Source organism: Thermodesulfovibrionales bacterium, from assembly GCA_035622735.1.
Taxonomy (GTDB): domain Bacteria; phylum Nitrospirota; class Thermodesulfovibrionia; order Thermodesulfovibrionales; family UBA9159; genus DASPUT01.
The window spans coordinates 1-8,176 of sequence record DASPUT010000151.1; the positions used below are offsets into that span (position 1 = coordinate 1).

Below are 8,176 nucleotides of genomic sequence, written 5' to 3' on the forward strand. Positions count from 1 at the left end.
CACTCATGCCCGGCATTCTAAGATCGAGCAGAAGCACCTCAGGCGGGTCCTGTTTGATTGCGGCGATGGCGTCATCCACGTTGTATACCGCCTTCGTGTCGTAATCCCGCAGGAGCAGCCTTTCCGACAATGCAGCCGCAAATTCAACCTCATCGTCAACGATAAGCACTTTAGTCCATGACATTATAACCCCCTTAGATCGATGCTGGCTTTGACAGGCACTTCGACTGTGAAAGCCGATCCCTTGTCGACCTCGCTTTCAACAAGGATCGTACCCCCCAGCTTCTGCATTATCCCGTATGATATGGAGAGACCGAGACCCGTACCTTTCCCTTTTTCTTTCGTCGTAAAGAAGGGCTCAAAAATATGCTTTAAGACTTCTTTCGGAATACCATGACCATTATCCCGCATAATCACCTGAAGTGTGTCCTCATCTTTCTTCCCCGTGGCAATCGCCAGCGTCCCCCCATCCTGCAGGGCGTCTATGGCATTGTTGGCGATGTTTAAGAATACCTGTTGCAGCAATCCCCTGTCACTCTCGATCTTGGGAAGATTTTCCGAGAGATTCATATCCAGGTTGACATTCCGATAGAGAATCTCCTTCTCGAGAAACCCGATAACCTCCTTGATCGTTTCATTCATGTCGATTATCTCAAGGGAGACATCCATTCTCCGGGCAAATCCCAAGAGTCGCTGCGTAATAGTCCTGCAGCGATCTACGCTATCAGTTATCGAAAAGACGATCGATAAAAACTTTTCCTTATTGGGGAAGTTGCCGATAAGCTGCAGAATGTCCTTCATGAGTCCGGCCTTTTCGTTAATCACGGCGAGGGGATTATTTATTTCATGCGCTATGCCGGCTGCAAGCCTTCCGATTGAGGCAAGTTTACTTGTGTGTTCGGTCTCTGCAATGGCTGCTTCGCGCCTTTGCTCCGCCTCTTGTATCCGGTTTACAACTGAAGAAGTGATGATGCTGTTTGCTATGGAACCTATAATAACGAGTACGATGATCAAATAAAGCGTGCCCACATCCTTGGTAAAGAGCTCGATCATCCTCGATGAAGCGGTTGACTGAACGACCATCCCCAATACCCAGGAGGATTGCTTTATATGTGCATATCCGACTTCAAGATAGATACTATCTCGCTTATAGTCCATTAATGATAGATCCTGAGCAGGAACCGGAAATTTGAGAGCCGCCCGCTCAAGTATTTTGCCATGGAAGCGGGAAGGGGTCTGGAGGATACCGTCTTTGTTTACAATGAACGCGTCATCGTATTCCTTCAGCTGCATCGAAGAAAGGAATCTATTGAGGGTCTCCACATCTACCGTTGCCCGTAACACCCAGAAGGCGTGCTTGCCGGGCATTTCCCTTCTCACGGCGATCGCAAAATGGGGCATCTTTCGGTATCCGGTGAAAACATCGCTGATATAGACACCGCGGATGCTGACCTCCTGAAACCAGTCCTGGTTCGAATAGTCCCTGCCCTTGAGATGATAAGGTCCCGCATAGGACAGCTGGATCCCCTCCGAGTTAATTAGGCCGAGGTCAACGATCTCTCCGAATTCTTTCCTGAACTTGGCAAAAATCGTATGGATCATCGTATCGTCAGACAACTCATCGAGGCTGTACGCATTCGTAAGGAATCGCAATCCTGCGAGTTTCTCCTGTAAGAACGACTCAATAGACCGCTGTGAGTCTTCCAACTGCCACCTGAGATGGTCCCGGAATTCATCTTTAAGGATATTGAAAACCCAGAAATAGCTGATCATGGCAATCCCGATGAGGGGGAGACCCGCAAGCGTTCCTATATAGAAGAATAAACGTAACTTAAGAGACTTGTAACGGTCTTTTTTTATCGCGTTAACAAAATTCGTGAATGGCCTTAAAATACTTTGCATAAAAGGAGTGAGAGCCGGGTCTCCATTTCTGTTCATTATAGCACGTTTTTATTTTATGCAAAACCTGAAGCCTGGCCTGTTTTGTGCTATTATATTTTTACCGGACTGTCATAAAAAACTTTGGGACATGCCCGGAAAAAGAGAACCCATGAAGCTGTGGCAACATATTTCAGGCCTCCTAAAAACCGAAGAGACGTACGGAAAAGGGAAAGATGAGGGCAGTGAGGTCCTGACAGAGAAGTTCGGTGCATTTCAGCGGCTTTTGTCGAGCAATAATGCCGCGCTCGAACTCATGGCAGATATGGGAGAAAAGCTCTCCGGTGATTTCCTCTTTGACCGCCACTATGTTGACTCTACCTTGAACGCTGTTTCGGAAAGGGTCAAAGACCTTGTCGAAAATCTCAGAATCATCTCAAACGGAAAGTACCGGGCTTTGGATGAGAGGTTCGATGAGATTCAGACCGGGATTCAGAGGGTTCTCACTGAGAAGAAAGAAATCGCCGAAAGCCCCTATACGCTTTCTTTAGCGGAGATTACCAGGGAAATGGCGGAGATGGTCGGTTCGAAGATAGCCAACATAGGTGAGATAAGAAACCGCCTTGCGCTTCCCATTCCGGACGGATTCAGCATTACCGCCTTTGCCTTCAAGAGGTTCATGGAACAAAACGATTTCTTCGGAAGAATAAAGGAGAAACTCGATGATCTGTCGATTGACGATCTTGAGGCATTGAATGCGACGAGCAGGGAAATAAAGGACCTCATCGCAGGCGGGGAAATCCCCTCTGATCTCGAAGCGGCCATAGCCGCGTCATACGCGGGACTTTGCGAAAGAGAAGGCTCCCGGGTAAAGGTTTCCGTTCGGAGCAGCGCCCTCCAGGAGGACGGGGAGTTCAGTTTCGCGGGACAGTACAGCACGTTCCTGAATGTTCCCTTCGAATCGCTTTTCGAAAAATACAAGTCTGTCGTGGCGAGTCTCTTCAACCCGCGGGCGCTGTTCTATGTTAAGACCAAGGGCTTTCAGGAATCGGATATGGTGATGTCTGTCGGCGTGCTCACCATGATCGACGCGGAGGCAGCAGGTGTCGTGTATTCTGCCGACCCGAATGACCCCGAGAGGGATGTGATCATCATCAGCGCTGTCAAGGGTCTGGGAATGGGCCTTGTTGACGGCACGATAACGCCGGAAGTATATCTTGTTTCACGTTCGGGAGGCGAGATCATCGAAAGGAGCCCGTCAAAACAGTCGCAGATGCTTGCTTGTAATTCCGATGGGGGTATCGAAGAGATCGTCCTTGATGAGGGGCACGACGGAAAAGCAGCCGTCACCGATGAGGATATCAAGACGCTGGCTCGTTATGCCCTCTCTCTCGAAACCCACTTCCAGGGTTGCCAGGATATCGAATGGGCGATCGACAGACGCAAGGGCCTCTGCATTTTGCAGTCGAGGCCCCTGCGCCTATTGGCCAGAAAGGCGTCTATAGCTGCGCCGACGCTGGTGAAGGGATACACCGTTCTCATTGACAGAGGTGCCATAGCGTTTAAGGGGATCGGGTTCGGAAAGGCCTATATCGTTAGACAAGATGAAGATTTGGAAGGCTTTCCCGAAGGCGCGGTACTCGTGGCCAAACACACGTCCCCAAAGTTCGTTGCGGTCATGAACAGGGCTAGCGCGATTGTCACTGACGTTGGGTCGGCGACGGGCCACATGGCGTCGTTGGCGAGGGAGTTTCAGGTCGCCGCATTACTGGATACGGAGGTTGCAACATCGCTCATTCAGCAGGGTGAGGAAATCACCGTGGACGCAATAAACTGCAACATTTACAGGGGACACGTTGCGGAGCTTGAAGAGTTCGCGGTGAAGAGGGAAAACCTTTTCAAGGAGACCAGGATTTTTAAGACACTGGAGGACGTACTGAAACTGATATCTCCTCTCTATCTCGTGAACCCGGACGATAGGTCATTTAAGGCCGAATCCTGCCGGACCTACCACGACATCACGCGTTTCTGCCACGAAATGGCGATACATGAGTTGTTCGACGTCACTGGAATATCCGCCGACGAAGTGGGGGCGATAAGGCTCTTGACAGGCGTACCCGTCGATATCTATCTCATCGACCTCGGCGGCGGCACGAGCGGACGGGAGGATACAAAGGATCTTCTCCTGAAAAACATCAGCTCCGTACCGTTTAATGCCTTCCTGAGGGGGCTTGCGGCCATGAAGTGGCCTGAGCCGAGACCGGCGGATGCAAAGGGTTTTCTCGGCATGCTCGCGACGTCTGCTTCGATTCCCGAAGAAGAACTGAAAAGGACTGCAGAGAAGAGCTTTTCGATCATCTCCGGAGATTACATGAATTTCGCCATCAGACTCGGTTATCACCTGTCGACCGTGGAAGCTTATGCGGGGGAGAACATCAATGACAACTATATTAAGTTCACCTTCAAGGGCGGCGGGGCGATCATCGACCGGAGACTGCGGAGGATCAGGCTGATAACGGAAATACTCAGGAAACTTGATTTCAGCGTAAAGGTGGTGGAGGATGTTGTGAATGCTTCCCTGATGAAATACAGAAGGTCTTCAACGGAAAAAACGCTCGAAATCCTCGGGAGGCTTACCGTTTATACGAAACAGCTCGACATGGTGATGTACAACGACGCCATAACGGATGTTTATATCGAGGAGTTCTGCTCGGCCAACGTCACCGGTCACTGAGATTGCTCTTTGCCTAAGCTCTCCCTGAGCATCTTGTTCTCCCTCTGGATCCTTAGCCACTTGATCGCCTTTTCGATGGTAAAGAGGATCTGCTCCTTTCTGAATGGTTTCGTTATGAAATCGAAGGCGTTCTTTTCCATCGCTGCGTCGGCGGCCTCGGCGGTCGAGAAGGCGGTGATGATGATGATCGGGATATCAGCGTCGAATTCCCTGACGGTATTGAGAAGCTCTATACCGTCGAGACCGGGCATTTTCAGATCCGTAATGAGGAGATCGAACCCCCCTTTCCTTGCCAGTCCCAGGGCCTCAATAGGATTGTTGGTAGTCGTCACCTCGTAAGGTGTTTTTTCTCTTACGATCATCTGCAGAAGCCGGAGCATGTCCGGCTCGTCGTCCACGATCAATAGTTTCTCAGGCATCGTTTCCCTCCCGTCTATTTTACCACAGGCAGAGTTATAACGAATTTTGTTCCGGGTGTATTCGACTCGTCTCTCGTCCTCGTTTCAAAGCTTATCGTGCCGCCGTGCTTGTCTATAATCCCATACGCTATCGAGAGCCCCAACCCGGTTCCTTCTCCCACCTTCTTGGTCGTGAAAAAGGGATCGAATATTTTGGCACGTTCCTTTTGCTTGATCCCCGGACCGGTGTCGGCGATCTGTATCTCCACACGTTTCCCTTCTTCTACGGCCCTTGAGGTAACGGTGAGCGTACCGCCGCCTTTCATTTCATGAATGGCATTATTAATGATATTAAAAAAAACCTGCTGCAGTTCCCCAAAACTCCCTCTTATTATCGGCAGACTTTCGGACAGGTCGAGGTTGACGGAAATGCGGTTAGTCGTCAGCACGCTTTCGACGACGGCGAGAACAGACCGGATATTCTTCTGAATGTCTACGTCCTCTTCCCGGTATTCCGTGTATCTTGCGAAACCGAGGAGGTTTTCGACGATCCTCTTTGCGTTCTGTCCCTGCCTCTCTACGGCCTTGAGCAGTTCGTGGAATTCAGAATCTTGAGGAACCTTTTCGAGCAAGAGGTCCGTGAAACCGAGGATTATCGTCAGCGGGTTATTGATCTCGTGGGCGATACCTGCGGCAAGAGTACCGAGAGACGCAAGCTTTTCTGTATGGGCCATCTGCTGTTCGATCTTTTTTTTCTCCGCGATTTCATGCGCAACCTTCATTTTTCCTATCAGTTTACTGAGGTCAACCGGCTTTTCCAGGAAGTCGACTGCGCCTTCCTTCATCGCATCGACACTCTTTTCGACTGTTGCGTGCCCCGTAAGGACGATGACCTGCATGTCCGGATTATCCTTCTTAATCCGCTTGAGTGTTTCGATTCCGTCGATGTCTGGCATCGAGAGATCAAGGACGATGACATCGAAGGCTTTGTCTTTTGCACTCGCTATTGCGGTCTCTCCGTTTGTTGCGGTATCTATGACGAAACCGCGCGCCTCAAGCCTTTTCGACAGGACATTAAGGAAGTCTACCTCGTCATCGACAAGCAATATGTTCATAGGAGTGTCTGTTTCCATCCGCCCTCGCCGATAGGATCTAAAGAAACAGTTGATCTGCTTCCAGAATTATACACGGTACCGTAAAAAGTAAAAAGAGGGGAACCAATCCCTTCCCCTCTTCTCACCTGTTCATAGGTAACCGGCAATTATTCGGACGTCAACTTCACAACATAGACCGAGCAGGGGGCATAGGTAACCACCTTAGAAGCAACACTTCCGAGTTTAAAGCGGGAAGATTTGCTGAGACCCCTGCTGCCGATAATGATCAGGTCCATCTTTTCTTTTTCTGCAACGTCAATGATGGCGTCGGTAATGGAAGTGGCGACCATATTGGATCTGCAATCGGCGGAGATCTTCTCGGCCTCGAGCATTCTTCTCGCCTCCTGTACGATTGATTCTCCTCGACTTTCGAGCCGCTGCGCCACCCTGTCCCTTTCACCGGCTGAAATTTCGAGATCTATGTCCGTAAAATCCGGGACGACATTCAGCAGGCATATTTCGGCACCCCGTGTTTTTGCGAACTCTATAGCCACCTTCAGAGCTTCTCTCGAATATCTTGATCCGTCAACAGGCACCAGTATTTTCATATTGTCCTCCTTAGACTTCCTTCCTTGCCTTGGCCTTCTTCATGCTCAGCCCTAACCCCTCAAATATGTAGAATATAGAGAAGCCCCACCACATGGTATAGGCGACATAAAAGACCAGCAGAAATGTCATGAGAACGATATGATCTTTCACTTCAACGGCCTTGACGTTGTAGAAGTTATATGATGGTTCAATCGCCTTTTTCACTACATCGGTGATTATTTTGGCCTCTTCCATCTTCTTTTCTTTCTCGAATTGTTTGCTAATCTTCGGCAAGGTATTGTTCCACTGTCTGAACATCTGCTTCGCATCATCGGATCCATATTTCGCCTTGATCTTGTCTCCTTCATTGTTAAACATGGTATCCGCATCATTTAACGCCGCTTCAAGAACCTGCCCGAGGTCACCTTCAACCCTTAATTCAGGGCCCTTCACTTCTGTCTTAGCCCCGGCAGCTTGCAACACCTTAGCCGACCTTTCAGCCCTCTTTTCAGCTTCCCCCGGTTTATCCTCCGGCTTGTCCAGCTTCATCGTTGCACTGAACATCCTGCCCTTAAACTTCTCACTACTCTTAACAATCTTGGGAATAAAATAAGATGAGCCCTTTGCGAGCCTGTTAAACATTTCGTCAGACCACTCCAAGCCGTTTACTTTCTTCTCACCTATCGGAAAAAGAGGTGAAAATATCAGGAATAATACCACGAAGAACGAAATAGCCAAGACTATGCCCAGGCCCAGATGTTTTCCATGTCTTACCGGCATTTTACCCCTCCTCTCTCAATGCTTTCATGTTTCCGAAAAACTTTGCAAAGAGCCAGACACCAAAGATGCCGATCATTATCCAGAACACCCAGAATCCGACAGCCTCTGTTCCGTTTGCCACGTTCTTTGGTATCTTCACATAACCGAGATCTCCCAATTTCTTGGGAAGAACGGTGATCCTGTTGGCAAACCCTGCAAGGATAGTCAAGGCATAAAACGCTCTGATATGGATACCCTTTACCACCTTCGTCGTAAGTGCTCCAACCTGAATGCCAAGGAGCGAACCTAACAGCATCCCCATAGCGAGGGTATAGAAGACATATCCGTAAATAGCATATTGTGTTATGGAGGCATACCCGGCAGTAAAGATAATCTGCAGGATATCGGTCCCTACGGTTGTCATGGTGGAGATGCCGAAAGTATAAACGAACATCGGGAAGGTAACAAACCCGCCGCCGACTCCCATGATGGCAGCAAGAAAACCTACAAAAGATCCGCCTATAGCCATGATCACGCCTGATATCTTTTTGCCCCCGGGAACGATGTCCTCATCGAACGTAATCATGGGGGGGATTTTTAATGCCTGCAACTTTATTGCAACCCCTGTCGTAGTCTTCGGCGCGCCTCCGCCATGCGCGCCCCCGCCATGTGCGCCTGCATCTCCGCAGGCGCCATGCGCGCCCCCGCCATGTGCGCCTGCATCT

General features: G+C 49.7%; 8 protein-coding genes. 1 reads left to right on the top strand and 7 read right to left on the bottom strand.

From position 1 onward, the window contains the following. The coding region (locus VEI96_07980) for a response regulator (protein ID HXX57926.1) at positions 1–184 on the bottom strand (184 nt) is incomplete at its 3' end. After that, positions 184–1,773, bottom strand: coding sequence for an ATP-binding protein (locus tag VEI96_07985; protein ID HXX57927.1), 1,590 nt, complete (start codon positions 1,771–1,773; stop codon positions 184–186). The genes VEI96_07980 and VEI96_07985, both read right to left, overlap by 1 nt. 277 nt (positions 1,774–2,050) lie before the next feature. Between VEI96_07985 and VEI96_07990 the strand changes: the two genes are divergently transcribed. Beyond that, positions 2,051–4,612 (top strand): PEP/pyruvate-binding domain-containing protein, encoded by a 2,562-nt coding sequence (locus tag VEI96_07990; protein ID HXX57928.1) that lies wholly within the window; start codon positions 2,051–2,053, stop codon positions 4,610–4,612. Here the strand turns inward: VEI96_07990 and VEI96_07995 are convergent. The 5 genes from VEI96_07995 to VEI96_08015 form a co-directional block, all read right to left on the bottom strand. Continuing rightward, a complete protein-coding gene (locus VEI96_07995; protein ID HXX57929.1) occupies positions 4,606–5,031 on the bottom strand; it encodes a response regulator in 426 nt (141 codons plus the stop codon). The genes VEI96_07990 and VEI96_07995 overlap by 7 nt on opposite strands. Positions 5,032–5,045: 14 nt before the next feature. Then, positions 5,046–6,125 (bottom strand): response regulator, encoded by a 1,080-nt coding sequence (locus VEI96_08000; GenBank protein HXX57930.1) that lies wholly within the window; start codon positions 6,123–6,125, stop codon positions 5,046–5,048. Positions 6,126–6,271: 146 nt separating this feature from the next. Then, positions 6,272–6,712, bottom strand: coding sequence for a universal stress protein (locus VEI96_08005; protein ID HXX57931.1), 441 nt, complete (start codon positions 6,710–6,712; stop codon positions 6,272–6,274). Between the two features lie 10 nt (positions 6,713–6,722). After that, entirely contained in the window at positions 6,723–7,472 is a 750-nt protein-coding gene (locus VEI96_08010; GenBank protein ID HXX57932.1) for a hypothetical protein, read from the bottom strand. Position 7,473: 1 nt separating this feature from the next. Beyond that, a partial coding sequence (locus VEI96_08015) for a sulfite exporter TauE/SafE family protein (protein HXX57933.1) occupies positions 7,474–8,176 on the bottom strand: 703 nt, incomplete at its 5' end.